The organism is Streptomyces sp. NPDC058092 (assembly GCF_042884935.1).
Taxonomy (GTDB): domain Bacteria; phylum Actinomycetota; class Actinomycetes; order Streptomycetales; family Streptomycetaceae; genus Streptomyces.
Genome location: NZ_JBHVSY010000020.1, coordinates 1 through 26,389 on the forward strand (window position 1 = coordinate 1; position 26,389 = coordinate 26,389).

Genomic DNA, 26,389 nt, shown 5'->3' on the forward strand with positions numbered 1-26,389 from the left:
TCTTGCGTTTCCGACTCTATCAGACTCTTTCGTGTCCGATTCCCGGTCGAAGCGGGGGTTGCTTTCCAGTTCTTCGCTTTCGCGTTTCCCTTTCCGGCGAGTCCGACTCTATCAGATCCTTTCGGGCCTGATTCCCAGTCAGCGGGGCTTGTCTTCCCGGCCGCTGGGCCGTTCCGACGAGTGAGACTTTAGCGAATCCTGGGCCTCGACGCTAATCGGGGTCGTGTTCTTTCGAACGCGGATTCCTCATTTCGCAAATGCGCACAGAGAGTCGGGCGACAGATGTCGCTGACCGATGTGGTTACTGCGGAATGGCTGTCCGGGGACCGACCGGGGTCGGCGCTCACGTCGGACAACTCGGAGCACACTACGGATGTGGGCGTGTCGTGTCAACCCTGGGCCGGGCCGGTGGCTCGGGCGCGGGCGCAGGCCACCGCCGTGTCGTCGCACGGCGGTGGGTTCGCGAAGGTGGTGTGCAGCAGGCGTAGGGGGTGGACGTGGGGCCTGCCGCCGTCAGCCGTTGCCGGAGGCGAGTTCGCGGCTGCGGTCGCGGGCGGCTTCGAGGGCGGCGATGAGGGCGGCGCGTACGCCGTGGTTCTCCAGCTCGCGGATGGCGCTGATGGTGGTGCCGGCCGGGCTGGTGACGGCCTCGCGGAGCTTGACCGGGTGTTCGCCGCTGTCGCGGAGCATGACGGCGGCGCCGATGGCGGCCTGGACGATCAGCTCGTGGGCCTCGGCGCGGGGCAGGCCGAGCAGGATGCCCGCGTCCGTCATCGCCTCGACGAGGAAGTAGAAGTACGCGGGGCCCGAGCCGGAGAGTGCGGTTGCCGCGTCCTGCTGGGACTCGGGCACCCGCAGGGTCTTGCCGACGCCGCCGAAGATCGCCTCGGCGGTGGCGAGGTGTTCGGTGGTGGCGTGGCTGCCCCCGGAGATGACGGACATGCCCTCGTCGACGAGGACGGGGGTGTTCGGCATGACGCGTACGACCGGGGTGTTCGCGGTGAGGCGGTCCTCGATGAAGGTGGTCGTGATGCCCGCGGCGGCGCTGATGACCAGGCGGTCGGCGGATACGTGCTCGGCAAGTTCATCGAGGAGGCGGCCCATGTCCTGGGGCTTGACCGCGAGGATGAGGACGTCGGCACGCTTGGCGGCCTCGGCGTTGGTGACGGAGTCGACGCCGTAGCGGTTGTGGAGTTCCTCGGCGCGCTCGGAGCGGCGGGTGGTGACCAGCAGGTTCGCCGGGCGCCAGCCTGCCCGGATCATTCCGCTGAGCAGGGCCTCGCCGATCTTGCCGGTGCCGAGGACTGCAACTGTCTGGGTCATGCGGTTCACCCTCCGGGCGGTGCTCGGTGCTCGTGTCCGCCATCCTCGCACCGGGGCCGGTCAGGCGGTACGTCGGCGGAGCGTGGCCGCGCCGAGGGTGAGGACGAGGAGCGCGCAGCCCGCGACGACCAGGACGTCGCGGACGAAGTCGCCGGTGACCTCGGTGTGGTGGAGGACCTCGTTCATGCCGTCGACCGCGTACGACATGGGCAGGACGTTCGAGATCGCTTCGAGGGCGGGTGCCATCCGGTCGCGCGCGATGAACAGTCCGCAGAGCAGGAGCTGCGGGAAGATCACCGCCGGCATGAACTGGACGGCCTGGAACTCGGATGCGGCGAAGGCGGAGACGAAGAGGCCGAGTGCCGTGCCGAGCAGCGCGTCGAGCAGGGCGACGAGGAGCAGCAGCCACGGGGAGCCGGTGACGTCCAGGCCGAGTGCCCAGACCGAGAGCGCGGTGGCCAGGAGGGACTGGACGATGGCGACGGCGCCGAAGGCGAGGGCGTAGCCGCCGATCAGGTCGCCCTTGCCGAGCGGCATGGCGAGGAGGCGTTCGAGGGTGCCCGAGGTGCGTTCGCGCAGGGTGGCGATCGAGGTCACCAGGAACATCGTGATCAGCGGGAAGATGCCGAGGAGCGAGGCGCCGATGGCGTCGAAGGTGCGGGGGCTGCCGTCGAACACGTACCGGAGCAGCGTGATCATCACGACCGGGATCAGGAGGAGCAGCGCGACGGTGCGCGGGTCGTGGGTCAGCTGGCGCAGGACGCGGGCGGCGGTGGCGAGGGTGCGGGCCGGGCTCAGGGGTGGTGCGGCCGGGCGGGGGTGGGAGCCGGGGTTCGGGTGCGTGCTCATCGGGCGGTCTCCTGACGGATGGCGGCCTTGTCGACCAGCTGGAGGAATGCCTCTTCGACGGTGGCGGCGCGGGCAGCGGTGCGCAGTGCCTCGGGGGTGTCGTCGGCGAGGATCTCGCCCTCGCGCATGAGGAGCAGCCGGTGGCAGCGCTCGGCCTCGTCCATGACGTGGGAGGAGACGAGGAGTGTGGTGCCGCGGTCGGCCGCGAGGGCGTGGAAGAGGTTCCACAGGTCGCGACGGAGTACCGGGTCCAGGCCGACGGTCGGTTCGTCGAGGACCAGGAGTTCGGGGGTGCCGAGCAGGGCCACGGCGAGGGAGACGCGGGTGAGCTGGCCGCCGGAGAGGGTGCCGGCGAGGGCATCGGTGTGGCTGGTCAGGTCGACCTCGGCGATCGCGCGGGTGACGGCGGTCCGGCGTGCGTCGCGGTACCTGCGGCCCGGCTGGAGGATCGCTGCGAAGTAGTCGAGGTTCTGCCGGACCGTCAGGTCGGTGTACACGGACGGGGCCTGGGTGACGTACCCGATGCGCGGGCGGAGAGTGGGGTCGCCCGCGGGGCTGCCGAGCACGTCGAGGGTGCCGGTGACCTTGGCCTGGGTGCCCACGACGGCACGCATCAGGGTGGATTTTCCGCAGCCGGAGGGGCCCAGGAGGCCGGTGATCCTGCTGGGTTCGACGGTGAAGTCGAGGCCGCGGAGGACGGTGCGTTTGCCTCGTACGACGGTGAGGCCGCGGGCCTCGATGGCGGGGCCCGAAGAATTCATCATGCGGTGAATTTTGATCCTGGCGTGTCCCTTCGTCAAGGGGGCTGGTGATGGGGGTGGGTGACAGGGGGTGCGAGTCGGCTACGGACGGATCGTCACGCTCAGGTCGACCAGGTAACTCTCCTCGACCGTGCCCTCCGGGAAGAGCTCTGCCAGCCGGTCGCGCTCCTGGGTGAGGAACCGGCGTGCGGGTTCCTCACCCAGGACGAGGAAGGCGGAATGGCTGCCGAGGTCGGCGAGGCGGGTGTCCAGGGAGACCCGTCGGGTCCAGGGCACCGTGCGGTGCACGAAGTCGAACTCGGACGGCAGGTCGCGGAGGGGCGGGGGCGAGCCGTGGGCGCTCTCGCCGGCACCGAAGAAGCGGCGTAGCCGGGCGTCCTGCTCGGCGGTCCAGGGGACGGAGTGGTCGGAGACGTTCCACCAGAGGGCGAGCGCGCCGGGACGGAGGACGCGCAGGGCCTCGGAGGTGGCACGGCTCCGGTCGGTCCGGTGCCAGAACCGGGCGTACGTGATCAGGTCGGCCGATGCGGTGGCGAGGGGGAGGCGGTTTCCGTCGCCGCGCACGATCGGTACGTACAGCAGTACCCGGTGCAGTTCTTCCGCCATGCCGAGGTCCGGTTCGACTGCGGTGACCCGGGCGCCCCGGTCGTGGAGGAGCCGGGTGGCGATGCCCGTGCCCGCGCAGACGTCGATGGTGCGGGCGCCGCGCAGGGGGCGGGCGGGTAGCCGGGGCGGGCCGCGGCGTACTGGGCGGCCGCGCGGTCGAAGGAGAGGGCACGGGGTCGGGCCGGGGTGGGGTGGGGTGGGGTCGGAAGGTGGCATGGGTCATCGTGTCCCGCGCGGAGGGCCGGCGCCCGGGACGTGCGGGGAGCGCCGGTGCCCGTGGGGTGCTACTTGCGCTTGGGGCGCTTGCCCTTGGTGGTCTTGCGGGCGGCCGGGTTCCCGGTGCGGGCCGAGCGGCGCTTCGTGTAGCGGGCGAGGGCCGCCTCGTACTCCGTGCGGCGCAGCTGCTCGCCCGGTGCCTCCTTGAACGTACGGAGGAAGTACGCGATCAGCGAGCCGACGAAGCCGATCGTCCTGAGACCGCGCAGATTCGCCTCGCGCGCCGGATCGGCCGGGCGGCGGCTGAATCCTTCCCATGTCTTGCGGAAGGCGACGGCGCTGCAGATGGCGAACATCAGGACCACCAGGACGCCGACGAGGTTGCCGACGTCGGCGATCTCCAGCCCCTGGAAGGCGAAGCGGAGTACGAAGCAGGAGGCGGCCGCGGCGGCGAGGGAGCCGACCGCGGCCCCGGCGCGTCGCAGCCCGTAGCCCCCGTCGTGGTCGACCCAGGTCGTACCGAAGAAGAGCAGGGGCTCGGGCTGCGGGCCGGGCGTGGTGGAGCCGGGCGTGTCGCTGCCGGACCTGTCGCCGGCGCCGGGGGCTTCGCTGTTCTCGCTCACGAGGTCGATTATCCCCGGGCGGGCCGCGGTCCCGGGTGCGGTCCCCCGGTCGCGGCCCTCGCCGTTCCGGTCAGTCGCAGCGCGGGGCGATGTAGCCGTCGCTGCCCGTGTGGACGTAGGCGTCCGCCACGAACTGGCCGTTGGCGATGTTGTCCCAGATGTTCGAGGTGCCGTACGGGCCGGTGACCCGCTCCCCCGGCTTCTGGCAGTAGACCGGAACCTTCACTCCGTACGGCAGAGTCCTGACGATGCCGTACTGGGTGCCCGGTCCCGTTCGGACGTTGACACGGTAGCCGGGCGCGATCGGGTACCTGGTGACGTCGTCGGTGCCGGCGAGCGTGGTCACGCCCTCGGCCGCGTCGGCGGTGCTGTCGGTGTGCTCTTCCAAGGCCATGAGGCCCTCCCCCGTTGAGAGACGATGTGTACGACGCGCAGGCTACAAGCCCCGTCCGTATCGCACGCACCATCGACTAGGCTCCGTGCGTCGCGCTTGCGGACGAACACACGGGGGTGGGCGATGCCGCCGCTGCGAGGTACCGGAGTCAATCCGGAAGCGGAGCATCCGGAATACGCCGGTCAGTACCGCCTTGAGGCATGCCTCGGCGCGGGCGGCATGGGTGTCGTGCACCTGGCGCGCTCCGCCTCGGGGCTGCAGCTCGCCGTCAAGGTGGTGCATCGGCACTACTCCCAGGACCCCGAGTTCAGAGCCCGTTTCCGGCAGGAGGTCGGGGCCGCGCGGCGGGTCAGCGGGGCGTTCACGGCGCCGGTCGTCGATGCCGACCCCGATGCCGCACGGCCGTGGATGGCCACCCTGTACGTGCCCGGCCCCACGCTCTCCGACCAGGTGAAGCGGAACGGGCCGATGGCTCCCGCCGAACTCCGCAGGCTGACGGCCGGACTTGCCGAGGCGCTGCGCGACATCCATCGGGCCGAGGTCATCCACCGCGACCTCAAGCCGAGCAACGTGCTGCTCACCGACTCCGGGCCCAAGGTCATCGACTTCGGGATCTCCCGGCCGTACGACAGCGATCTGCGCACCGAGACGGGCAAGCTGATCGGCTCGCCGCCGTACATGGCGCCCGAGCAGTTCCAGCGGCCGCGTGAAGTCGGCCCCGCCGCGGATGTGTTCGCCCTGGGCGCCGTGCTCGTCCATGCGGCGACCGGCCGGGGGCCCTTCGACTCCGACAGCCCGTACATCGTGGCTTATCAGGTGGTGCACGACGAGGCGGATCTGACGGGCGTGCCCACGGATCTGGCGCCGCTGATCGGGCAGTGCCTGGCGAAGGATCCTGCGGAGCGGCCCACTCCGGACGACATCATGGCGGCGCTGCGCCCTCCTTCGTACGACGCCGCCGCGTTCATACCGTCGCAGCGCAGGCCGGGCGCCATCGAGGCCGAGCCCGAAGCCACGGCGGACCCGGGCTCGGGGATCGTGGCGCGGGCGGACGCGGACACGCATGCAGGCGCGGGCGCGGCTGCGCGGGGCAGGAAGGCGACCGCCGATCGCGGCGGCAAGCGGCGGTGGCTGGCAGCCGGTGCCGCGCTGCTCGTCATGGGTGCCGGTGGGGTGTGGGCGGCCGGTGTGGTGGGCGACTCGGGTGAGTCGGGTGGCTCCGGTGCGTCGGGGAAGTCAGGTGGGGCGAAGGGTTCGGCGGAAGCGGTCGCGCCGTGGCATACGCCGCTTCTGGCCTCGGGCAACTCGGCACCGGTCTGCTCCGCGGCGAGCAGCAGCGGCGACGACGGCGACGGCAAGGACGGCGATGGCAAGGAGGCAGCCGGCCGTTCCATGGCGCTCTACTGCTCCGCTTCCGGTATCGGCGCCGCCCGGCTGGACCCCGCGGACGGCCGGGTGCTGTGGTCCCACGAAGCCGCCCGGAACGCCCCGTCGGCCGGTGTCGTGTCGGTCTCCGGCGATCTGGTGCACACGGCGGTGCCGGGCGGGAAGCTCCGGGCGTACGACCCCGCCGAGGGCAAGCAGGTCTGGCAGGTGGATCTCTCCCCGTACCTCGGCACTCCCTTCGCCGCGGGCGACACGCTGCTGCTGGTTGCCGAGGACGGCACGACCGAGGCCCTCGACTCGGCGACCGGCGTGTCCCGCTGGCGGCATCCGCTCGCCGGGCACCGGCGCCCGGACTTCGCGCTGTACGACGACGAGTCGGGGCTGGCCTACGCGTTCGAGCACTCTGCCTACGGCTCCACCACCCTGGCCACGGCCGTCGACGTGAGGGCCGGGCGCGTGGCCTGGCAGCGACGGCTGGACGGCATGCTCACCCCGGTGGGGACGTCGGACGGCGCACTCGTCCTGACATCCATGAACGGGGACACCCAGACCGTCGGGCTCGTCCGCTACGACCCGGAGCGGGGGCACGTCGCCCGAGTGGCGCTGCCGTTCCGGATGAACGAACCGGAGGTCGTGGTGGGCGGGGACACCGCCTATCTGCTGGCGCACGGCGGGACCCTGGTGGCCGTCGACACGCGTCCGGCCGACGGCGAAGCCGTTCTCTGGCAGCTGGAGACCGCTGCCGGGCGGACGTCGGCGCCCGTCCTCGCCGGTGGACACCGGCTGTACTTCTCGGCGGCGGACGGGCGGCTGCTCGCCGTGGACACGGAGCGCGGAACGCTGCTGGGGCAGACGGGTCCCCGGCTCCGGGACGGGAAGCTCACGTACGCCTCGACGCTGCCCGCCCCTGTCGCCGTCGGCCGGACCGTCTTCGGGACCGCGCCCGACGGGTCCGTGTTCGCCGTCGACGGGCAGGACCCCGCTCACTGGTGAGTGAGCGGGGTCCGTCTTCGCTCTCGGGCCCGGTTCAGCCGAGCTTGGACACGTCCCGCACCGCGCCCCGGTCCGCGCTCGTCGCCATCGCCGCGTACGCGCGCAGCGCCGCGCTGACCTTGCGGTCGCGGCTCTTCGGCGCGTAGACGCCGTTCAGCGCCTCCCGGCGGGTGGCCAGCTCGGTCTCGGGGACGAGGAGTGCGATCGAACGGTTCGGGATGTCGATCCTGATCCGGTCGCCGTCCTCGACCAGCGCGATCGTGCCGCCCGACGCGGCCTCCGGCGACGCGTGGCCGATGGACAGTCCCGACGTACCGCCGGAGAAGCGGCCGTCGGTCACCAGGGCGCAGCTCTTGCCGAGGCCGCGGCCCTTGAGGAAGGACGTGGGGTAGAGCATCTCCTGCATGCCGGGGCCGCCGCGCGGGCCCTCGTAACGGATGACGACGACGTCGCCCTCCTTGATCTCCTTGCGGAGGATCTTGTCGACGGCGTCCTCCTGCGACTCGCAGACGACCGCCGGGCCCTCGAAGGTCCAGATCGACTCGTCGACGCCCGCCGTCTTCACGACGCAGCCGTCCACGGCGAGGTTTCCCTTGAGGACCGCGAGGCCGCCGTCCTTGGAGTACGCGTGCGCCAGGTCGCGGATGCAGCCGCCGGCCGCGTCCAGGTCGAGGGTCTCCCAGCGCTCGGACTGCGAGAAGGCGGTCGCGGAACGGACGCATCCGGGGGCCGCGTGCCACAGCTCGACGGCCTCCGGGGAGGGGGAGCCGCCGCGGACGTCCCAGTTCTTCAGCCACTCGGCGAGGGTGGCGGAGTGCACCGAGTGCACGTCCTCGTCGAGCAGGCCGCCGCGGTGCAGTTCGCCGAGGATGGCGGGGATGCCGCCGGCCCGGTGCACATCCTCCATGTAGTACGTGCCGCCGGGGGCCACGTTGGGCGCGACCTTCGACAGGCAGGGGACGCGGCGCGAGACCTCGTTGATGTCGTCGAGGTCGTAGGGGAGCTCGGCCTCCTGCGCCGCGGCGAGCAGGTGCAGGATCGTGTTGGTCGAGCCGCCCATGGCGATGTCGAGCGCCATGGCGTTGTCGAACGCGGCGCGGGTGCCGATGGAGCGGGGCAGGACCGTCGCGTCGTCCTGCTCGTAGTAGCGCCTGGTGATCTCGACGACCGTACGGCCTGCTTCCTCGTACAGCGCCTTGCGGGCGGTGTGCGTGGCGAGGACCGTGCCATTGCCGGGGAGGGAGAGGCCGAGGACCTCGGTCAGGCAGTTCATCGAGTTGGCGGTGAACATGCCGGAACAGCTGCCGCAGGTGGGGCAGGCGTTCTCCTCAATGCGGAGGATGTCCTCGTCGGAGATGTTCTCGTTGACCGCGTCGCTGATCGCGTTGACCAGGTCGAGCTTGCGGACCGTGCCGTCGACGAGGGTGGCCTTGCCGGCCTCCATCGGGCCGCCGGAGACGAAGACGGTCGGGATGTTGAGGCGCATCGCGGCCATCAGCATGCCGGGGGTGATCTTGTCGCAGTTGGAGATGCAGATCAGCGCGTCCGCGCAGTGCGCCTCGGCCATGTACTCGACGGAGTCGGCGATCAGGTCGCGGGAGGGGAGGCTGTAGAGCATCCCGCCGTGGCCCATCGCGATGCCGTCGTCGACGGCGATGGTGTTGAACTCGCGCGGCACGGCACCCGCGGCCTTGATCGCGTCGGAGACGATCCGGCCGACCGGGGCCAGGTGGGTGTGGCCGGGGACGAACTCGGTGAAGGAGTTGGCGACCGCGATGATCGGCTTGCCGATGTCCTCGCTCGCTACGCCCGAGGCCCGCATAAGGGCGCGGGCGCCCGCCATGTTGCGGCCGTGGGTGACAGTGCGGGACCTCAGCTGGGGCATCGTCTCTCGCTCCTTCGACATGAAAAGACTGCCTCCGAGCGTACGCCTCCGGCTCCAAGATCTGGACACGGTGTCCGATATGCAAGATGGCGGCTCGGTGGGTGGGCGGGGTGGGAGTGGGGCCGGGCGTGCGGTGCGGAGGGTCCGCCGCCGGGTTACTCCGCTTCCGTCAGGTAGCGCTGCAGCGTCGGCGCCACCATCTCGATGATCTTCTCCGGGGGCGCCGAGGCCAGTGGTTCCGCCCGGACGACGTAGCGCAGCATCGCGATCCCGAGCATGTGCGAGGCGGCCAGTTCCGCGCGGAATGTCGCGTCCGGTACGTCCAGTGTCTCCGCCACGCGTTCCAGGAGGCGGCGCAGGACGAAGCCGCGAAGGACCTTCGCCGCCGCCTCGTGCGTCAGCGCGGACCGCATGATCGCCAGCAGAGGTGCCCTGGACGCGGGGTTCTCCCATACGGAGATGAAGTAGCGGGCCAGCCGCTCCCCCATGCCGTCCGTGCCGCTGCCGAGGACGGCCGGGATCACCAGGGCCGGCTCGAAGGAGAGCTCGATGGCGGCCGCGAAGACCTCGTCCTTCGTACCGAAGTAGTGGTGGACGAGCGCGGGGTCGACGCCTGCCGCCTTGGCGATGCCCCTGATCGACGTCTTGTCGTAGCCGCGCTCCGCGAACTCGGTGCGGGCCGCCTCCAGGATGCGGGTGCGGGCGTCGGGGCCGGTGGTCCCGGACTTGCGGGAGGGGCGGCCGCGGCGCTTGGGGGCGGGGTGCGCGGGGCCCTCGTCGTCGGTGTGGCCGCCGGTCACCGGCGCGGCGCCCCGGCCGAGGACGACGCCAGGTGGAGCCGGGTGAAGGCCAGCGCCTCCGCCAGGTCGGCCTCGCGTTCGGCGGTGGACATGGCGCGGCGGGTGTTGACCTCGATGACGACATGGCCGTCGAAGCCGGTACGGGCCAGGTGTTCCAGGAGCTCGGCGCAGGGCTGGTCGCCGCGGCCGGGCACCAGATGTTCGTCCTTGTTGGAGCCCTTGCCGTCGGCGAGGTGGATGTGGGCGAGACGGCCGCCCATCCGGTCCACCATCGCCATGCCGTCGGTGCGGGCCGTCGCGGTGTGCGAGAGGTCCACGGTGAAGTGCCGGTAGTCGTCGTTGGTGACGTCCCAGTCGGGGGCGTACGCGAGCATCTCGCGGTCCCGGTAGCGCCACGGGTACATGTTCTCGACGGCGAATCGCACGTCGGTCTCGTCCGCCATGCGCCAGATCCCGGTGACGAAGTCGCGCGCGTAGTTGCGCTGCCAACGGAACGGCGGGTGGACGACGACGGTCGTCGCCCCGAGCTTCTCCGCGGCGGCACGGGCCCGCTGGAGCTTCACCCACGGATCGGTGGACCAGACGCGCTGGGTGATCAGCAGACAGGGCGCATGGACGGCGAGGATCGGCACCTGGTGGTAGTCCGAAAGCCGTCGCAGGGCCTCGATGTCCTGGCTGACGGGGTCGGTCCACACCATGATCTCGACACCGTCGTAACCAAGACGCGCGGCGATCTCGAAGGCCGTCGACGTCGACTCCGGGTAGACGGAAGCCGTCGACAGGGCGACCTTCGCATCCGGGATGCGCACCACTGGTTCTGCCACTGGGCCAGCGTACGGGCAGTGGTACGCCCCGCCGAGGGACCCGGGCGGAAAGTGAGAAGGGCCATGGCCGGCTTCCGGCCACCTCCGCGGGGCGGCGTGGCTCCCTGCGCGCGGCGCTCAGCGCAGCGCGGCCCGCTCCGTCGGCTCCGTCGGCTCCGTCGGCAGGTGGTCCAGGCGGCGCAGGATGACGCCCTCACGCAGCGCCCAGGGGCAGATCTCCAGCTCGTCGACCCCGAACAGATCCATGGCCCCCTCGGCGACCAGCGCCCCGGCCAGCAGCTGCGCGGCCCGGCCCTCGGAGACCCCGGGCAGAGCGCCCCGCTGCTCGACGGTCATCGCCGCCAGCTTCGGCACCCACTCCTCCAGCGCCTTGCGGGTGAGGGCGCGCTGCACGTACAGACCCTCCGTGGACCGTGCGGCGCCCGCGATCCTGGCGAGCTGCTTGAACGTCTTGGAGGTGCCGACGACGTGGTCCGGGCGCCCGAGGCGGGTGAACTCCCCGACACTCCGGGCGATCCGGGCCCGTACATGGCGGCGCAGCGCCCGCACGTCCGCCGGGTCCGGCGGATCGCCCGGCAGCCACCCGGCGGTCAGCCGGCCGGCCCCGAGCGGCAGCGACACCGCGGCGTCCGGCTCCTCGTCCATGCCGTACGCGATCTCCAGCGAGCCGCCCCCGATGTCCAGGACGAGCAGCCGCCCCGCCGACCAGCCGAACCAGCGGCGGGCGGCGAGGAAGGTGAGCCGGGCCTCCTCCGCCCCGCTGAGGACGGCGAGGTCGATGCCCGTCTCGTCCCGCACCCGGGCCAGCACCTGGTCGGCGTTGCTCGCCTCCCGTACCGCGGACGTGGCGAAGGGCAGCACGTCCTCGCACCCCTTGTCCTCGGCGGCCTGGAGCGCGTCGGTGAGCGTTGCCACGAGCCGGTCCACACCGTGGGGGCCGATCGCCGCGTCCTCGTCGAGGAGTTCGGCCAGGCGCAGCTCCGCCTTGTGCGAGTGCGCGGGCAGCGGACGAGCACCGGGGTGCGCGTCCACCACCAGCAGATGCACTGTGTTCGAACCCACGTCGAGGACTCCGAGTCTCATACCCGGAACGCTACCGGGACGGCGGACTTACTCTTGGCGCGTGCCAAAGACGAAAAAGGCGAAGCCGGGCAAAAACACAAAGAAGCAGAGAACGAAGCAGGAGATGCAGCAACAGGAAGCGAACGGACCGAACCGGTCCGAAGACGAAACAGGTATCGACTTCGCGCGCGCCTGGGTCGAATTCCCCGACCCCGCGGACGACGAGCAGATCTTCCGCTGCGACCTGACCTGGCTGACCTCCAGGTGGACCTGCATCTTCGGCAGCGGCTGCCAGGGCATCCAGGCGGGCCGCGCGGACGACGGGTGCTGCACGCTGGGCGCGCACTTCTCGGACGAGGACGACGAGAAGCGGGTCGCGAGCCACGTCGAGCGGCTGACCCCCGAGCTGTGGCAGTTCCACGACGTCGGTACGGAGACGGGCTGGGTCGAGGTCGACGACGACGGGGAACGCCAGACGCGGCGCTGGCAGGGTTCGTGCATCTTCCAGAACCGTCCCGGGTTCGCGGCGGGCGCGGGCTGCTCGCTGCACATCCTGGCGCTGCGTGAGGGCAAGGAGCCCCTGGAGACCAAGCCGGACGTCTGCTGGCAGCTGCCGATCCGGCGTACGTACGACTGGATCGACCGGCCCGACGACACGCGCGTGCTCCAGGTCTCGATCGGCGAGTACGACCGCAGGGGCTGGGGTCCGGGCGGTCACGATCTGCACTGGTGGTGCACATCGGCGACGTCCGCGCACGGGGCCGGGGAGCCGGTGTACGTCTCGTACCGGCCGGAACTCATCGAGCTGATGGGCAAGGAGGGCTACGACCGGCTGGTCGAGCTGTGCGAGGAGCGCCTGTCCTCGCTGCTGCCGATGGCACCGCACCCGGCGGATCCGGCGTGACCGCCTGGGTGTGACGGCGGCGGGCCGCGCCGGGGCGGGACCGCGTAGGCGCCCTCCCGCCGCCCGGTGTGTTTCAGCCTGCCGGGGTCGTGGTGCCCGTGCCCGTCCCCGGATCGGTGGGGGTCGACGGTCCGGACGGGTCCGGGGACGGTGTCGGATCGGTCGGTGACGGTGTGGGGTCCGGGGAACCCGTCGGGTCGGGGGTCGGGTGTGTGGGGTCCGGCGAGGACGGCGGCGGATCCGACGGTACGGACGGGCCCGAGGAGTCGGCGGGGGCGGGCGTCCCCGAATGTCCCGGGCCGCCGGGGGACGGTGTCGTCGCGTCGTATCCCCGTCCCCGGATCGCCACGACCGAACCCGACGGGGCGAGGGCGATGCGCGCACTCCAGGGACCGGCGGGTTCCCGCAGGTGGTCCACGTGGATGCGGATCGTGACGCTCTCGCCCGCGGCGAGCGTCCCCGAGTAGCTGCTGAGGCGCAGCCAGGACGCGTCCGCGCGGGCCGACCACGCGACCGGGGCGCCGCCCGAGGCGGTCAGCCGGATCAGTGTCGTGCCGCCGGACGATCGGGCCTCGACGGTGAGACCGCCGAGGCCGCCCCGCACCGGACCCGAACTGATCACCTCGGCCGAGACGTCCGGACCGCGGCCGTCCTCGAAACGGCCGCCGGGCCGGGGACGGGCGTTGCCCGCGTTCTCGTAGTGGCCGTCCCGGGTGCCGTCGAGGTCCGGGCGGGCGTCCGTCCCGGTCGCGGTGACCGAGGAGCCCTCGTGGCCCTCGCCGGTCTGCGGCGCGCCGCGATAGGCGGTCCACAGCGCGATCACCGGGGCCGCGACGACCGTCGCCACCACCGTCGTCGTCACGACCCTGGCCCGCAGCCGGTCCCGGCGCGCGGCGTGGTCCTTCGGGTCCATGGGGAAGCCCGCCCGGTCGAAGCGCGGGCCGCCGGACCGGTTCCGCTGGGCATGCATCATCGCGACGTACGCGGACGGCCGCGGCGCCTCGACGACCGGCAGCGCGGCGGCCGGGGCGACGGCCGCGCCCGGCCAGGGGCCCTCGGCACCGGCCCGCTCGACGGCCCGGCGGCAGCGGGGGCAGTCGTCGACATGGCGGACGAGTTCGCGGCGCAGGGTGGCGGAGAGCAGGACGCGGTGGTCGCCGGTGAGGCGGGCGATGGTGGGGCAGTTACCGGTCTCGACGACGGCGAGGGCGGCGCGGGTCCGTTCCACCTCGCAGGCCGCGGCGGCCAGGAGCTCCCGGGCGGTCGCCGGTTCGAGGCCCAGGACGGAGGCGACGGCGCGCGGGGCGAGGCGGTGACGCACGGCGAGTTCGAGCGCTTCGCGCTGTTCGGGGGTCGTACCTGCGGCCTCCGGCCAGGCCAGCTGGGCGAGTTCCCGGCGGTGCGCCTCGGCGGCGGCTTCGGACCGGGGGGCGGGGGCCTGGCCCGCCGGGGCGCCGCCGGGCGGGAAGGGGGCGGCAGCGGCCTTCGCGACGGCGGTGGGGGGCGTACGGCGTCCCTCGTGCGCCCCTTGGGCGGCCGTCCCGCTCGGCTGCTTGCCCGGGGGCCCGCCGACCGCCCGGTTCGCCTCCCGCCGCTCGGGCTGCGGTCTTCCCGAGGGCTTCCCGGCCTTGTGGCGGTGCGCCCGACGGCCCTGCTTCTGCTCGGCGAGCTTGCGCAGACACATCCATCGGGCCAGCGCGTACAGCCAGGATTTACGTTCCTCCTCACCCGCCGGGCACCGGCCGTCCTGCCGTTCCGCGATCGCGAGCACACCGCCGAGCGCCTCGGTGGCGGCATCGTGGTCGCAGAGCACGGAGAGGCAGTAGGTGAACAGGCCGTCGAGATGCGGCTCGTAACGTGCGGGAGGCCGCCGCGGCGAAGGCTGCGTCGAGGAGTGGGGCGCACGGCGCCGCGCCCGGTGTGCGCCGGTGGTGTGCGTGGGGGGCTCCAGTCTGCTGCTCGTCACCTGGCGACCGTAGGCAGCACACAGCATGCCTTTAGCACCCCTTCAGCACATTTAATCCTTACGGGTGAACGTATCGCTCGAAAGGGGACAGGGGTCCCGGATTCAGGGAGCCGAAATCCCTGGTTCCGATGGAAGTGCCCGGCCGCTGACGGACGCGCGCCCGCGTCGGACGCCGGGCGCGGCCCGCGTCGGACGCCGCCCACGGACCGTGCCCGGCGGCATTGTCCGACCTCACCTATACGGTTGCGCCATGGCTGCCCGTACGAAATCCGCGAAGGACCGGCCGTCCTACCGCTGCACCGAATGCGGCTGGACGACCGCCAAGTGGCTCGGCCGCTGCCCCGAATGCCAGGCGTGGGGGACGGTCGAGGAGTTCGGCGGCGCCCCCGCTGTGCGGACCACCGCGGCCGGCCGGGTCAGCACCGCCGCGCTCCCCATCGGCCAGGTCGACAGCCGGCAGGCCACCGCCCGGTCCACCGGCGTCGGTGAGCTGGACCGGGTCCTCGGCGGCGGGCTCGTCCCGGGTGCCGTCGTGCTGCTCGCGGGCGAACCGGGCGTCGGGAAGTCGACGCTGCTGCTGGATGTCGCCGCCAAGGCGGCGAGCGACGACCACCGCACCCTCTACGTCACCGCCGAGGAGTCCGCGAGCCAGGTGCGCCTGCGCGCCGACCGGATCCGGGCGATCAGCGACCATCTGTATCTCGCCGCCGAGACGGACCTGTCCGCGGTCCTCGGTCATCTGGACGCCGTCAAGCCGTCGCTCCTCATCCTCGACTCCGTACAGACCGTCGCCTCGCCCGAGATCGACGGGGCCCCTGGCGGCATGGCACAGGTCCGGGAGGTCGCCGGTGCCCTCATCCGGGCCTCCAAGGAGCGCGGCATGTCGACGCTCCTGGTCGGCCATGTCACCAAGGACGGGGCGATCGCCGGCCCGCGGCTGCTGGAGCATCTCGTCGATGTGGTGCTGTCCTTCGAGGGCGACCGCCATGCCCGCCTGCGGCTCGTACGCGGCGTCAAGAACAGGTACGGCGCGACCGACGAGGTCGGCTGTTTCGAGCTGCACGACGAGGGCATCACCGGCCTCGCCGACCCGTCCGGGCTGTTCCTCACCCGGCGCGACGAGCCGGTGCCCGGCACCTGCCTGACCGTCACCCTGGAAGGCAAGCGGCCGCTCGTCGCCGAGGTACAGGCGCTGACGGTCGATTCCCAGATCCCTTCACCCCGGCGCACCACCTCGGGGCTGGAGACGTCCCGGGTGTCGATGATGCTGGCCGTTCTGGAACAGCGCGGCCGGATCAGCTCGCTCGGCAAGCGGGACATCTACAGCGCGACGGTCGGCGGAGTGAAGCTCTCCGAGCCCGCCGCGGATCTCGCGGTCGCGCTGGCGCTGGCCAGCGCCGCCAGTGACACGCCCCTTCCCAAGAACCTGGTGGCGATCGGCGAAGTGGGCCTCGCGGGCGAGGTCAGACGGGTTACGGGGGTCCAGCGCAGGCTGGCCGAGGCATACCGTCTGGGCTTCACGCACGCGCTGGTTCCGACCGACCCGGGAAAGGTCCCGGCCGGTATGAAGGTCACAGAAGTCGCCAACATGGGCGATGCTCTGAGCGTGCTCCCGCGCCGGTCTCGCGCACAGGCCCCACGGGAGGAGAGCGCACGCCGGTAGACTTTGCCCTGGTCTCGCCCGTCCGTACGAACGGTATGAGTGACGTAAGGGCACCGCAAACCTGTGACCGGAGGAGTGCAGTGGCAGCCAGCGACCGGGCAGCATCGCCCGGAAAGTCCGGCCAAGGCACCGGTAACGAGGCGCTGATGCGCGCCTCATTGAGCGCCGTCGCGCCCGGAATGGCGCTGCGGGACGGCCTGGAGCGCATTCTCCGTGGCAACACCGGCGGGCTGATCGTGCTCGGTATGGACAAGACCGTCGAGTCGATGTGCACCGGCGGTTTCGTGCTGGACGTGGAGTTCACCGCGACGCGCCTGCGTGAGCTGGCCAAGCTCGACGGGGCACTGATCCTCGACAAGGACATGACCAAGATCCTGCGGGCCGGTGTGCAGCTGGTCCCGGACGCCTCCATTCCCACCGAGGAGACCGGCACCCGCCACCGCACGGCGGACCGGGTCTCCAAGCAGTGCAACTTCCCGGTCGTCTCCGTCTCCCAGTCGATGCGTCTGATCGCGCTGTACGTGGACGGGGAGCGCCGGGTCCTGGAGGAGTCCGCCGCGATCCTCTCCCGCGCCAATCAGGCACTCGCCACCCTGGAGCGGTACAAGCTCCGGCTCGACGAGGTCGCGGGCACGCTCTCGGCGCTGGAGATCGAGGACCTGGTGACGGTCCGGGACGTGACGGCCGTCGCACAACGTCTGGAGATGGTCCGCCGGATCGCGACCGAGATCGCGGAGTACGTGGTGGAGTTGGGCACCGACGGCCGGCTTCTCTCGCTCCAGCTCGACGAGTTGATCGCGGGCGTCGAGCCGGAGCGCGAGCTGGTCGTGCGCGACTACGTGCCGGAGCCGACCGCGAAGCGGTCCCGTACGGTCGCCGAGGCGCTGACCGAGCTCGACGCGCTCTCCCACACCGAACTGCTCGAACTCCCGGTCGTGGCAAGGGCGCTGGGGTACAGCGGCTCGCCGGAGACGCTGGATTCGGCGGTCTCGCCGCGCGGCTTCCGGCTGCTGGCGAAGGTGCCGCGGCTGCCCGGGGCGATCATCGACCGGCTGGTGGAGCACTTCGGCGGTCTGCAGAAGCTCCTCGCCGCCAGCGTGGACGACCTCCAGACGGTCGACGGGGTCGGCGAGGCGCGGGCGCGGAGCGTGCGCGAGGGGCTGTCGCGGCTGGCCGAGTCGTCGATCCTCGAACGGTACGTATAGCGGCACGTGCAGCGGTACACGGCATGAGACGCAGGTCGGGGCCCGGGAGACCGGGCCCCGCAGTGTTTTCCGGGGCCCCCGCCCCTCAGTCCTTCGCGAGGACGAAGGAGGCGCGCTGCACCGGCACGCCCGGCGCCTTCGCCTCGACCAGATACGTACCCGGCCCCGCGGTGCCCGACGCCGGCGTGACGCACTGCGGGACGCTCTTCTTGCGGTCCCATTCCACGGTGTGGACGACGGTCGCGCCCGCCGGGACCTTCAGCAGCAGGCTGCCCCCGTTGAGCGGGCAGTCCTTGGAGGACCACACCTGGCTGTCGTCGCCACCGGCCTCGGTGACGGTGAGCACCGCGCTCTTCGGCCCGAAGTCGGCCTTGCAGTCGGTGGACGAGGTGTTCCTGGCGACCAAGCGGAACTTCGGCTTCTGGCCGGGGCTGTAGCTGAGTTCGGTGCTCAGGCTCAACCGGAGTGTGCTGGTGGCGCAGTTGGGGAGCGGGGAGTTCGCCGGGACCTGCTGACCGGTCGTCTCGCCACCGCCGCTCGCGCCACCGGCTCCGGTGCCCGACCCACCGCCGGATTCCGTACCGCCGCCGCCCGCGCCGCCGTCGGAGCCCGCGCCCGTACCGCTGGTGTCCCCGTCGCCGCCGCCCGTGTCGCCCGACTCGTCGCGCCCGCCCGGCTGTTGGCTGATGGCCGAGCCCGACGGGGTGGGGCCGGGGGTGATCGCGTGCACGGGACCCGATCCACCGGGCCGGGAATCGTCCGTGGTCTTCTTGCCGCCGCCGGAGGTGACGGCCCATACGATCAGCGCCACGAACAGCGCAACCAGCGTCGCCGCTACCGCCCTCCGTCGCCAGTAGATGGTGGAGGGAAGCGGCCCGATCGGATTACGCAAAGATCCCACGGCGCAAACTGTACGAGAGATCGGCGCCGACTCCCGCCCCACCCGCCGCCCGGCCCCGAAGTTTTGCGGATCATCATCCCGGGACAGCCCGTCCGGGCCCCGCACTTCCGGCGGTTCGGCTCCCTGGGATCGCCGAAGGTGACCACTCGATTTCGTTGACTACCCTCTGTCACATGGATAGTTCAGTTACTGCCCCGCTCTACCGGGACATCACCGACTTCGCTCATGACATGCCGTCATGGGTGCAACACCTGGCCGAAATATGGACGGAGCTCGGACTCCTGGTCTTCGGCGTCCTGTTCATCACCGGGTGGTGGCGGGCCCGCCGGGCGGACGAGCGCGCCCTGGCCCTGGCCGTGCTCGCGCCCCTCGCGACGGCTTTCGGCTATGTGGTCAGCGAGGTGCTCAAGTCGGTGGTCGACGAGGACCGGCCGTGCCGGACGGTCGTCGGGGCGGCGGCCTCGCTGGTGCCGTGTCCGCCGACGGGCGACTGGTCGTTCCCCAGCAACCACTCCGCGATCGCCGGCGCGGCAGCCGTCGCCCTGGCGATCGCCCGGCCCCGGCTGGCCTGGCTCACCGCGCCGCTGGCCCTGCTGATGGCCTTCTCCCGGGTCTTCGTCGGGGTGCACTATCCGCATGACGTGGCGGTCGGGCTGCTGCTGGGTGCGGCGGTGTCGGCCGCGGTGGTCGCCGTGCTGTACCGCCCGGCACGGTCGCTCGCCCGGGCGGTACGGGACAGCGGGGCACCGGTGGCGGCCCTGGTGTCGGGGCCGGGCACGGCGCCGGGCCAGGGGCGGGGTACGGCGACGGCGGGCCGGTCCCGGCGGCGGCACGGAGGGGCCCGGAGGCGGCGCTGACGGCACCCACGGCCCGAGGAGAGACCCCTTGGGCCGGTTGCCGGATTCCGCGGGGACAGACGGGTGGCATTATCACCCCAAGGGCCCTCAGGAGGAGCGACACCACCGTGCGCTGAGCCTTCGTCTGCCCTTCCGTGCCAGGATCGTGAGTGCGATGACTGCCATGACTGCGACACAGACGCCCCCCACCTCCCTCCACACTCCCGTCATCGGGTGGTTCGAACAGCACGCCCGCGATCTGCCCTGGCGCCGTCCCGAAGCGGGCGCCTGGGGTGTGATGGTGAGCGAGTTCATGCTGCAGCAGACCCCCGTCAGCCGGGTCATTCCGGTGTACGAACAGTGGATGGCCCGCTGGCCGCGCCCGGCCGACCTGGCCGCCGAGCCGCCCGGTGAGGCGGTCCGCGCCTGGGGCCGGCTCGGCTACCCGCGCCGCGCTCTCCGCCTGCACGGGGCCGCGCAGGCAATAACTGAACGGCACGGCGGCGACGTACCGAGCGAGCACGGTCAGCTGCTCGCCCTGCCCGGGATCGGCGAGTACACCGCGGCGGCCGTGGCCTCGTTCGCGTACGGGCAGCGGCATGCCGTACTGGACACGAACGTCCGCCGGGTGTTCGCCCGGGCCGCGACCGGCATCCAGTACCCGCCGAACGCGACCACCGCCGCCGAACGCAAGCTCGCCCGCGCGCTGCTCCCCGAGGAGGACGAACGGGCCGCCCGCTGGGCCGCCGCGACGATGGAGCTCGGCGCCCTCGTCTGCACCGCCAAGAACGAGGACTGCACGCGGTGCCCGATCGCCGGGCAGTGCGCCTGGCGGCTGGCCGGGAAGCCCGCCCACCAGGGGCCCGCGCGGCGTGGTCAGTCCTACGCCGGTACGGACCGGCAGGTGCGCGGGCGGCTGCTCGCCGTACTGCGCGAGGCCGTCGCACCGGTGCCGCAGTCGGCCCTGGACGCGGTGTGGGACGAGCCGGCGCAACGCGCCCGCGCACTGGACGGACTGGTCGCGGACGGCCTCGTCGAACCGCTGCCCGGCGGCCAGTACCGGCTGCCGATGAGCTGAGCCACGACTCTCCTCCCCCTCGCTGTTACACAACCGATGGGCAGCCGTGCGTCGGCGTATGGCTGCTCCGCACAGCCCCGTGACAACAGCTCCGTAGCGTCAGCGACGTCAGCCCGGCCGATCGATGGCTGGCGGCGGTGTACGGGGTTCTACGGGGACGGAGGCGGTTGGAATGGCGCAGGGCGAGGTGCTCGAATTCGAGGAGTACGTGCGTACCCGGCAGGAGGCACTGCTGCGCAGTGCGCGCCGGCTGGTCCCCGACCCGGTGGACGCGCAGGACCTGCTGCAGACCGCCCTGGTCCGTACGTACGGCCGCTGGGACGGCATCGCCGACAAGTCCCTCGCCGACGCCTATCTGCGCCGCGTCATGATCAACACCCGGACCGAGTGGTGGCGGGCCCGCAAGCTGGACGAGGTCCCCACTGAGCAGCTGCCCGACGCGAGCGTCGAGGACGGCACCGAGCAGCGCGCGAACCGCGCCCTGCTGATGGACGTGCTGGGCGTACTGGCTCCCAAGCAGCGCAGCGTCGTCGTGCTGCGACACTGGGAGCAGATGAGTACGGAGGAGACGGCGGCGGCCCTCGGCATGTCGACCGGTACGGTGAAGAGCACGCTGCACCGCGCGCTGGCACGGCTGCGCCAGGAGCTGGAGAGCCGTGAGGCGGCGAGCACGGAGGCCCGGCTCCGGGAGGAGCAGGGACTTGCCGCGGTCGGCCACGCTCCGGCCACCGGTGCTCCGGTACGGACGCGGGCAACGGCGCGGATACGGGAGCAGGCGGGTGGGCGGATGGACGAACGGGGGCGGGAGCGGTGCGCGGCCTGACAGCCAGCGGTGACAGCGGCAGCGGCGGCGACGACCGTTACGGCGGAAGAGACGACGGTGGCCCCGTGGCCACCGTCGGACGTGGCCGGTTCCTGACCGGCTGGGCGGCGGGCGCCACGACCCTGGTCGGGCTCGCCGCCTTCGGGCTGCTCGCCGTCGGCTGCTCCACCGGCGGCACGGGCACCCGGGACGAGGGCCCGGCGGGCACCCAGCCGGTCGCCCGGGTCACGCCGAGCGCCCGTCCGCCGTCCACGGCGAAGCCCACGCCCCGGGTCGATCCGGTGGCGCTCCTCAAGCGGGACCCCAAGGTCGGCGAGCGGGTCAGGACGGACCTGAAGCCGTGCAGCGGTTCCGAGTACCCGGTGGACACCTCGTACGGCACCCTGACCGGCAGCTCCTCGACCGACGTCGTGGTCAACGTGATGACCTGCGGCGACTCCGTGGGCGTCGGCACGTACGTGTACCGCCCGCGGGGCAACGGCTCGTACGAGAACGTGTTCGCCGTCGAGCAGCCCGCGGTGTACGGCACCATCGACCGCGGTGACCTGGTGGTCACGGCCCAGGTGTACGGGAAGAAGGACTCGGTCGCGTACCCCTCCGGCGAGGAAGTGATCACCTACCGCTGGGCGAACAACCGGTTCAGCGAGCACGACCGGGTGCACAACGACTTCAACCGAGCCGTCGGTGACGGAGAGGCCGGACTTCCGGAATCCACTGAACCGGCGAGGAACTGAGAGCAATCCGATGGCCGAGACCCACGTCCTGTTCGTCGAGGACGACGACGTCATCCGAGAGGCCACCCAGCTGGCGCTGGAGCGCGACGGCTTCGCGGTCACCGCCATGCCCGACGGGCTGTCGGGCCTGGAGGCGTTCCGGGCCGACCGTCCCGACATCGCGCTGCTCGACGTGATGGTGCCGGGCCTCGACGGGGTCAGCCTCTGCCGCCGTATCCGTGACGAGTCGACCGTCCCCGTGATCATGCTGTCGGCCCGGGCCGATTCGATCGATGTGGTGCTCGGCCTGGAGGCCGGCGCCGACGACTACGTCACCAAGCCCTTCGACGGGGCGGTCCTGGTTGCCCGGATCCGTGCCGTGCTGCGCCGCTTCGGCCATGCGTCGGGCGTCGGGCAGCCGGGCAACGGGGAGCCGGACCAGCAGCCCGTCGGCGGGGTGCTGGTCTTCGGCGACCTGGAGATCGACACCGAGGGCATGGAGGTCCACCGGGCCGGCGAGCACGTGGCGCTGACCCCGACCGAGATGCGGCTGCTGCTGGAGTTCTCCGCCGCACCCGGCACGGTGCTCTCCCGCGACAAGCTCCTGGAGCGAGTCTGGGACTACGGATGGGGCGGCGACACCCGGGTCGTGGATGTCCATGTGCAGCGGTTGCGCACCAAGATCGGCCAGGACCGGATCGAGACGGTCCGCGGCTTCGGCTACAAACTCCGGCCATGAAGCGGCTCGCCCTGCGGACGGGTGTCCGCTGGAAGATCAGCATCGCCATCGCGGCGGTCGGCGCGCTGACCGCGGTCGCGCTCAGCTTCGTCGTCCACAACGCCGCGCGGGTCTCGATGCTGGAGAACGCGCGCGAGGTCCAGCTGGAGCGGCTGACATACGCGCAGCTGCTGTACGAGGCCAAGAAGACGCACAAGGCCGACCCCCGGTTCGGCGCCAAGCTCAACGACCCGACGATGCCACGCAGCCTGCGCGCGGAGACCAGCAGGAACCGGCGCGCCACGCATGTCGAGGAGCTCAAGAACGGGGTGCCCGATGTGTGGGCGGCCGTGCCGGTCGGCAACGGCAATGTCCTCTCGCTGCACACCCCTTTCGCCGATCGCAGCGCCACGATCATGAGTGACCTGGACCGGGCGCTGATCATCGGCTCGGTCTCCGTGGTGTTCGGCGGCTGCGCGCTGGGCGTGCTGATCGGCGGGCAGCTGTCGCGCCGGCTGCGCAAGGCGGCGGCCGCGGCGGGCCTGGTCGCGGAGGGCAACACGGATGTCCGGGTCCGGGAGGCCGTCGGCGGTGTCGTCCAGGACGAGACCGATGAGCTGGCCCGGGCGGTGGACGCGCTGACGGACGCGCTGAACGAACGGATCGAGGCGGAGCGCCGGGTCACCGCGGACATCGCGCACGAGCTGCGTACGCCGGTGACGGGTCTGCTGACGGCGGCCGAGCTGCTGCCGCCGGGCCGTCCCACGGAGCTCGTACGGGACCGGGCGCAGGCGATGCGCACGCTGGTCGAGGACGTGCTGGAGGTGGCCCGGCTGGACAGTGCGTCGGAGCGGGCCGAGCTGCAGGAGATCGCGCTGGGCGAGTTCGTCAGCCGGCGGATCGCGCTGCTGGACCCGGATGTGCGGGTGCGGGTCGTCCACGAGTCCTGGGTCAGCACCGATCCGCGCCGGCTGGAGCGGATCCTCGGCAATCTGCTGGGCAACGCCGCGAAGCACGGTGCCACGCCGGTGGAGGTCACGGTCGAGGGCCGTGTGGTGCGGATCCGCGATCACGGTGCCGGGTTCCCGGCGGCGCTGCTGCGTGAGGGGCCGAGCCGGTTCCGTACCGGAAGCAGCGACCGGGCCGGGCACGGGCACGGTCTCGGGCTGACGATCGCCGCCGGTCAGGCGCGGGTCCTCGGGGCCCGGCTGACCTTCCGCAACGCGGGGCCGGAGGGGGCGGCGAAGGGCATGGGCGGGGCGATCGCCGTGCTGTGGCTGCCCGAGCACGCGCCGACGAACACCGGCAGCTTCCCGGTCCTGCGCGTGTCCGAACAGCGCACACCGGGCAGCGGGGACGGGGAGAGCGCGGAGTCCGTCCGCAGACGGACCGGCGGCTGAACCGGATACCGGAGAGGCTTCCCGGGGCGCGCCCCGGGAGCCTCTCCGCACGCGGGCTCTTACGCGTACGTCGTGCGGTGAGCCGCTCGTACGCTGCTCGTACGCCGCTTGTACGCCGCGAAAGGTCGGACGACCTCGGTCTGCTTGGGAGCGGTGGCCACGCCCCGTGCCTGCGTGTCGTCCTACGACGTGGTCTCCGGGCCCGCTCCCCGCAGCGGGACCTCCTTGACGAACACCGAGGCGAGCAGGGCGACGACACCGACCGAGGCGCCCACCAGGAACGCGATGTGCGTGCCGGACGACACCGCGTACTGGTACGCCTCACGCGCCTGCTCCGGCAGCTTCGCCAGGCTCGCCGCGTCCAGCTGCGCGGACTTCGCGGTGGCTGCCCCGCCGCCGCGGGCCGCCATCTCGTCCTGCACCCGTCCGGTGAACAGCGCGCCCATGATCGCGACGCCGAAGGAGCTGCCGAGCGTACGGAAGAGGGTGGTCGCGGAGGAGGCGACGCCCATGTCCTTCATCTCCACGCTGTTCTGCGCGACGAGCATCGTGATCTGCATCAGGAAGCCCATGCCCGCGCCGAGCACCGCCATGTAGATGCCCGAGGTCAACCGCGTGGTGGCGGTGTCCATCTGGGAGAGCAGGAACAGACCGGCCACCATCAGGGCGGAGCCCACGATGGGGAAGATCTTGTACTTGCCGGTGTTGGTGGTGACCCGTCCCGAGATCAGTGAGACCACCATCATCGCCAGCAGCATCGGCAGGAGCAGCAGACCCGAGTTGGTCGCGGAGGCGCCCTGGACGGACTGCTGGTACAGCGGCAGGAAGAGCACCGCGCCGAACATCACGAAGCCCACCATGAAGCCGACGACGGACATCAGGGTGAAGTTGCGACTGCGGAATATGTGCAGCGGAATGATCGGTTCTGCGGCCTTGGTCTCGACGCAGAGGAAGCCGACGAGCGAGGCGACACCGATCGCGATGAGCTCCATGATCACAGCGGAGTTCCAGTCGTACTCCGAACCGCCCCAGGTGGTGACCAGCACGATCGCGGTGATGCCGAGGGTCAGCAGCCCGGCGCCGAGGTAGTCGACCTTCGCCGCGGCGCGCTCGCGCTTCGGCAGATGCAGCACGGCGGTGACCATGGTGAGGGCGACCGCGCCGAGCGGCAGGTTGATGTAGAAGCTCCAGCGCCAGCCGAGGTGGTCGGTGATGGTGCCGCCGACCAGCGGTCCGCCGATCATGGCGATGGCCATGACACCGGCCATCATGCCCTGGTACTTGCCGCGTTCGCGGGGCGGTACGAGGTCGCCGATGATCGCCATGACGCCGACCATCAGACCGCCCGCGCCGAGCCCCTGGACCGCCCGGAAGCCGATCAACTGGCCCATGTCCTGGGCCATTCCGCTCAGCACCGAGCCGATCAGGAAGATCACGATGGACGTGAGGAAGATGCCCTTGCGCCCGTACATGTCGCCGAGCTTGCCCCAGATGGGGGTGGAGGCGGCCGTGGCCAGGGTGTACGAGGTGACGACCCAGGAGAGATGCTCCAGACCGCCCAGGTCACCGACGATGGTCGGCATGGCCGTGCCGACGATCAGGTTGTCCAGCATGGCGAGCAGCATCGTGATCATGAGGGCGAGCATCACCACCCGGACACTGCGCTGCTGCTTCCCGGGTTTTCCGGCAGGCAGGTCGGCACCGGCCGCCTTTCCGCCTGCCGCCGTCTTCAGATCGGACATTGGTCCCCACTCCCCTGATCCCCTGTACGGGCCAGACACTTACTTGCCGCCCGGCTAGTTGACTACACTTTGGGGAAAGTAGACCCGTAACTAGCCGGGCGTCAAGTAAGTTTTTTGAGGGAGAGCCCCATGGGCCGCACGCCGCAGCAGCGCCGTGGCAACACGCGCCAGCGCATTCAGGACGTCGCCCTGGAGCTCTTCGCCGAACAGGGCTACGAGAAGACCTCGCTCCGCGAGATCTCCGAGCGGCTGGATGTCACCAAGGCCGCGCTGTACTACCACTTCAAGACCAAGGAAGACATCCTGGTCAGCATCTTCGAGGACCTCAACCGTCCGGTCGAGGAGCTGCTCGCCTGGGGCAAGGAACAGCCACGCACCCTGGAGACGAAGAAGGAGATCCTCCACCGCTACAGCGAGGCCCTGATCGCTGCCGCCCCGCTGTTCCGCTTCATGCAGGAGAACCAGGCGGCCGTACGGGACCTCAGTATCGGGGTGACCATCAAGGAGCGCGTCGTCGCCCTGGTCGACCTGATCCAGGAACCCGGCGCGTCACTGACCGACCAGGTGCGCTGCTTCACCGCGCTCTTCGCGACGCACGCAGGCATGTTCGCCCTCAAGGACCTCGAAGGCGACCCCGAGGAGAAGCGCAAGGCCATCCTCGAAGTCGCCTTCGAACTCATCACCCGGGCGCACAGCCCGGAGTCCGCCGAGTAGCGGG

General features: G+C 71.5%; 23 protein-coding genes and 1 pseudogene. 11 read left to right on the forward strand and 13 right to left on the reverse strand.

Annotated elements, in window-relative coordinates; genetic code table 11:
- Positions 1 to 513: 513 nt before the first annotated feature.
- The 6 genes and pseudogenes from proC to ACFVV1_RS28235 form a co-directional block, all read right to left on the reverse strand.
- Positions 514 to 1,323, reverse strand: a complete 810-nt coding sequence (proC, locus tag ACFVV1_RS28210; protein ID WP_389994638.1) for a pyrroline-5-carboxylate reductase — start codon at positions 1,321 to 1,323, stop codon at positions 514 to 516.
- 60 nt (positions 1,324 to 1,383) lie between these two features.
- Positions 1,384 to 2,172: an ABC transporter permease gene (locus ACFVV1_RS28215; protein ID WP_389994641.1), complete on the reverse strand. Its 789-nt coding sequence runs from the start codon at positions 2,170 to 2,172 to the stop codon at positions 1,384 to 1,386.
- Entirely contained in the window at positions 2,169 to 2,936 is a 768-nt protein-coding gene (locus ACFVV1_RS28220) for an ABC transporter ATP-binding protein (RefSeq protein WP_389994644.1), read from the reverse strand. The genes ACFVV1_RS28215 and ACFVV1_RS28220 overlap by 4 nt, the downstream gene beginning before the upstream one ends.
- 78 nt (positions 2,937 to 3,014) lie before the next feature.
- Positions 3,015 to 3,715 (reverse strand): annotated as a pseudogene (locus ACFVV1_RS28225) (class I SAM-dependent methyltransferase); the annotation flags it as partial.
- A 108-nt stretch (positions 3,716 to 3,823) separates the two neighbouring features.
- Positions 3,824 to 4,378: a hypothetical protein gene (locus ACFVV1_RS28230; RefSeq protein ID WP_389994647.1), complete on the reverse strand. Its 555-nt coding sequence runs from the start codon at positions 4,376 to 4,378 to the stop codon at positions 3,824 to 3,826.
- 70 nt (positions 4,379 to 4,448) lie between these two features.
- A complete protein-coding gene (locus ACFVV1_RS28235; RefSeq protein WP_389994650.1) occupies positions 4,449 to 4,772 on the reverse strand; it encodes an SH3 domain-containing protein in 324 nt (107 codons plus the stop codon).
- A 123-nt stretch (positions 4,773 to 4,895) separates the two neighbouring features.
- Here ACFVV1_RS28235 and ACFVV1_RS28240 point away from each other — a divergent pair, with 123 nt between their 5' ends.
- The gene (locus ACFVV1_RS28240; protein WP_389994653.1) at positions 4,896 to 7,151 is read left to right on the forward strand and encodes a serine/threonine-protein kinase; all 2,256 of its coding nucleotides are present in this window, start codon (positions 4,896 to 4,898) and stop codon (positions 7,149 to 7,151) included.
- A 34-nt stretch (positions 7,152 to 7,185) separates the two neighbouring features.
- Here ACFVV1_RS28240 and ilvD read toward each other — a convergent pair whose 3' ends face one another.
- From ilvD to ACFVV1_RS28260, 4 genes are all read right to left on the reverse strand, one after another.
- Positions 7,186 to 9,036 carry a dihydroxy-acid dehydratase gene (gene ilvD, locus ACFVV1_RS28245; protein WP_389994656.1) on the reverse strand — a complete coding sequence of 617 codons (1,851 nt, stop codon included), beginning with the start codon at positions 9,034 to 9,036 and terminating at the stop codon, positions 7,186 to 7,188.
- 155 nt (positions 9,037 to 9,191) lie between these two features.
- Positions 9,192 to 9,836, reverse strand: coding sequence for a TetR family transcriptional regulator (locus ACFVV1_RS28250; RefSeq protein WP_389994658.1), 645 nt, complete (start codon positions 9,834 to 9,836; stop codon positions 9,192 to 9,194).
- Positions 9,833 to 10,660 (reverse strand): sugar phosphate isomerase/epimerase family protein, encoded by an 828-nt coding sequence (locus ACFVV1_RS28255; RefSeq protein WP_389994661.1) that lies wholly within the window; start codon positions 10,658 to 10,660, stop codon positions 9,833 to 9,835. The genes ACFVV1_RS28250 and ACFVV1_RS28255 overlap by 4 nt, the downstream gene beginning before the upstream one ends.
- A 117-nt stretch (positions 10,661 to 10,777) precedes the next feature.
- A complete protein-coding gene (locus ACFVV1_RS28260; protein ID WP_389994664.1) occupies positions 10,778 to 11,743 on the reverse strand; it encodes a Ppx/GppA family phosphatase in 966 nt (321 codons plus the stop codon).
- A 40-nt stretch (positions 11,744 to 11,783) separates the two neighbouring features.
- Between ACFVV1_RS28260 and ACFVV1_RS28265 the strand changes: the two genes are divergently transcribed.
- Entirely contained in the window at positions 11,784 to 12,626 is an 843-nt protein-coding gene (locus tag ACFVV1_RS28265) for a hypothetical protein (protein ID WP_389994667.1), read from the forward strand.
- Positions 12,627 to 12,699: 73 nt separating this feature from the next.
- On the opposite strand, the gene ACFVV1_RS28270 is transcribed toward ACFVV1_RS28265, so the two are convergent.
- On the reverse strand, positions 12,700 to 14,619 hold the full coding sequence (locus tag ACFVV1_RS28270; protein ID WP_389994670.1) for a hypothetical protein: 1,920 nt from the start codon (positions 14,617 to 14,619) through the stop codon (positions 12,700 to 12,702).
- A gap of 223 nt (positions 14,620 to 14,842) precedes the next feature.
- Here ACFVV1_RS28270 and radA point away from each other — a divergent pair, with 223 nt between their 5' ends.
- A complete protein-coding gene (radA, locus tag ACFVV1_RS28275) occupies positions 14,843 to 16,255 on the forward strand; it encodes a DNA repair protein RadA (RefSeq protein WP_389994673.1) in 1,413 nt (470 codons plus the stop codon).
- Between the two features lie 80 nt (positions 16,256 to 16,335).
- On the forward strand, positions 16,336 to 17,460 hold the full coding sequence (disA, locus tag ACFVV1_RS28280; RefSeq protein WP_327368154.1) for a DNA integrity scanning diadenylate cyclase DisA: 1,125 nt from the start codon (positions 16,336 to 16,338) through the stop codon (positions 17,458 to 17,460).
- Between the two features lie 85 nt (positions 17,461 to 17,545).
- Here the strand turns inward: disA and ACFVV1_RS28285 are convergent, their stop codons facing one another.
- Positions 17,546 to 18,361 (reverse strand): hypothetical protein, encoded by an 816-nt coding sequence (locus ACFVV1_RS28285; protein WP_389994676.1) that lies wholly within the window; start codon positions 18,359 to 18,361, stop codon positions 17,546 to 17,548.
- 173 nt (positions 18,362 to 18,534) lie between these two features.
- On the opposite strand from ACFVV1_RS28285, the gene ACFVV1_RS28290 reads away from it, so the two are divergent.
- From ACFVV1_RS28290 to cseC, 6 genes are all read left to right on the forward strand, one after another.
- Complete coding sequence (locus tag ACFVV1_RS28290; RefSeq protein WP_389994679.1) at positions 18,535 to 19,218, forward strand: phosphatase PAP2 family protein; 684 nt, start codon at positions 18,535 to 18,537, stop codon at positions 19,216 to 19,218.
- Between the two features lie 154 nt (positions 19,219 to 19,372).
- Positions 19,373 to 20,275: an A/G-specific adenine glycosylase gene (locus ACFVV1_RS28295; protein ID WP_389994682.1), complete on the forward strand. Its 903-nt coding sequence runs from the start codon at positions 19,373 to 19,375 to the stop codon at positions 20,273 to 20,275.
- Positions 20,276 to 20,447: 172 nt separating this feature from the next.
- Positions 20,448 to 21,098, forward strand: coding sequence for a SigE family RNA polymerase sigma factor (locus ACFVV1_RS28300; RefSeq protein WP_389994685.1), 651 nt, complete (start codon positions 20,448 to 20,450; stop codon positions 21,096 to 21,098).
- A complete protein-coding gene (locus ACFVV1_RS28305; RefSeq protein ID WP_389994688.1) occupies positions 21,086 to 21,832 on the forward strand; it encodes a hypothetical protein in 747 nt (248 codons plus the stop codon). The genes ACFVV1_RS28300 and ACFVV1_RS28305 overlap by 13 nt, the downstream gene beginning before the upstream one ends.
- Positions 21,833 to 21,842: 10 nt before the next feature.
- The gene (gene cseB, locus ACFVV1_RS28310; RefSeq protein ID WP_389994691.1) at positions 21,843 to 22,550 is read left to right on the forward strand and encodes a two-component system response regulator CseB; all 708 of its coding nucleotides are present in this window, start codon (positions 21,843 to 21,845) and stop codon (positions 22,548 to 22,550) included.
- Positions 22,547 to 23,929, forward strand: coding sequence for a two-component system sensor histidine kinase CseC (gene cseC, locus ACFVV1_RS28315; RefSeq protein ID WP_389994694.1), 1,383 nt, complete (start codon positions 22,547 to 22,549; stop codon positions 23,927 to 23,929). The genes cseB and cseC overlap by 4 nt, the downstream gene beginning before the upstream one ends.
- A 182-nt stretch (positions 23,930 to 24,111) precedes the next feature.
- Here cseC and ACFVV1_RS28320 read toward each other — a convergent pair whose 3' ends face one another.
- The gene (locus ACFVV1_RS28320; RefSeq protein ID WP_389994697.1) at positions 24,112 to 25,671 is read right to left on the reverse strand and encodes an MDR family MFS transporter; all 1,560 of its coding nucleotides are present in this window, start codon (positions 25,669 to 25,671) and stop codon (positions 24,112 to 24,114) included.
- 129 nt (positions 25,672 to 25,800) lie between these two features.
- Between ACFVV1_RS28320 and ACFVV1_RS28325 the strand changes: the two genes are divergently transcribed.
- Positions 25,801 to 26,385: a TetR/AcrR family transcriptional regulator gene (locus tag ACFVV1_RS28325; protein ID WP_389994700.1), complete on the forward strand. Its 585-nt coding sequence runs from the start codon at positions 25,801 to 25,803 to the stop codon at positions 26,383 to 26,385.
- The last annotated feature ends 4 nt before the right edge of the window (positions 26,386 to 26,389 follow it).

Excerpts from the sequence above, each read along its gene's own strand:
- ACFVV1_RS28220 (WP_389994644.1), bottom strand. The coding sequence starts at position 2,936 with ATGATGAATTCTTCGGGCCCCGCCATCGAGGCCCGCGGCCTCACCGTC.
- cseC (WP_389994694.1), top strand. The coding sequence starts at position 22,547 with ATGAAGCGGCTCGCCCTGCGGACGGGTGTCCGCTGGAAGATCAGCATC.
- ACFVV1_RS28260 (WP_389994664.1), bottom strand. The coding sequence starts at position 11,743 with ATGAGACTCGGAGTCCTCGACGTGGGTTCGAACACAGTGCATCTGCTG.
- ACFVV1_RS28295 (WP_389994682.1), top strand. The coding sequence starts at position 19,373 with ATGACTGCCATGACTGCGACACAGACGCCCCCCACCTCCCTCCACACT.
- ACFVV1_RS28325 (WP_389994700.1), top strand. The coding sequence starts at position 25,801 with ATGGGCCGCACGCCGCAGCAGCGCCGTGGCAACACGCGCCAGCGCATT.
- proC (WP_389994638.1), bottom strand. The coding sequence starts at position 1,323 with ATGACCCAGACAGTTGCAGTCCTCGGCACCGGCAAGATCGGCGAGGCC.
- ACFVV1_RS28240 (WP_389994653.1), top strand. The coding sequence starts at position 4,896 with ATGCCGCCGCTGCGAGGTACCGGAGTCAATCCGGAAGCGGAGCATCCG.
- ilvD (WP_389994656.1), bottom strand. The coding sequence starts at position 9,036 with ATGCCCCAGCTGAGGTCCCGCACTGTCACCCACGGCCGCAACATGGCG.
- ACFVV1_RS28300 (WP_389994685.1), top strand. The coding sequence starts at position 20,448 with ATGGCGCAGGGCGAGGTGCTCGAATTCGAGGAGTACGTGCGTACCCGG.
- radA (WP_389994673.1), top strand. The coding sequence starts at position 14,843 with ATGGCTGCCCGTACGAAATCCGCGAAGGACCGGCCGTCCTACCGCTGC.
- ACFVV1_RS28320 (WP_389994697.1), bottom strand. The coding sequence starts at position 25,671 with ATGTCCGATCTGAAGACGGCGGCAGGCGGAAAGGCGGCCGGTGCCGAC.
- ACFVV1_RS28290 (WP_389994679.1), top strand. The coding sequence starts at position 18,535 with ATGGATAGTTCAGTTACTGCCCCGCTCTACCGGGACATCACCGACTTC.
- cseB (WP_389994691.1), top strand. The coding sequence starts at position 21,843 with ATGGCCGAGACCCACGTCCTGTTCGTCGAGGACGACGACGTCATCCGA.
- ACFVV1_RS28270 (WP_389994670.1), bottom strand. The coding sequence starts at position 14,619 with ATGCTGTGTGCTGCCTACGGTCGCCAGGTGACGAGCAGCAGACTGGAG.
- ACFVV1_RS28215 (WP_389994641.1), bottom strand. The coding sequence starts at position 2,172 with ATGAGCACGCACCCGAACCCCGGCTCCCACCCCCGCCCGGCCGCACCA.
- ACFVV1_RS28235 (WP_389994650.1), bottom strand. The coding sequence starts at position 4,772 with ATGGCCTTGGAAGAGCACACCGACAGCACCGCCGACGCGGCCGAGGGC.